Source organism: Alkalihalophilus lindianensis, assembly GCF_032843265.1.
Taxonomy (GTDB): domain Bacteria; phylum Bacillota; class Bacilli; order Bacillales; family Bacillaceae_D; genus Alkalihalophilus; species Alkalihalophilus lindianensis.
The window spans coordinates 1-263 of record NZ_JAWJBA010000497.1; the positions used below are offsets into that span (position 1 = coordinate 1).

1 protein-coding gene is annotated in these 263 nt (G+C 61.2%); it reads left to right on the plus strand.

All coding sequences use genetic code 11. The annotated features are described in order from the left end of the window. Positions 1–263 (plus strand): oleate hydratase (locus RYX56_RS26635; RefSeq protein WP_317124233.1); only part of this gene is annotated, 263 nt, incomplete at both ends.

A 263-nucleotide genomic window follows, 5' to 3' on the forward strand; every position in this document is an offset into this window, starting at 1 on the left:
GACGTGGTGCCGGAGGGCGCGGTCAACTTCGCCTTCATCGGCCAGTTCGCGGAATCGAAGCAGCGGGACTGCATCTTCACCACGGAATATTCGGTGAGAACCCCGATGGAGGCCGTCTACACGCTGATGAATGTCGAGCGCGGCGTGCCGGAGGTCTTCAACTCGACCTATGATATTCGTACACTTCTTGCTGCGATCGGTCCGCTGCGGGACGGCAAGGGCATCGATCTGCCCGGACCGGCCTTCCTGCGCAAGCTGCTGAT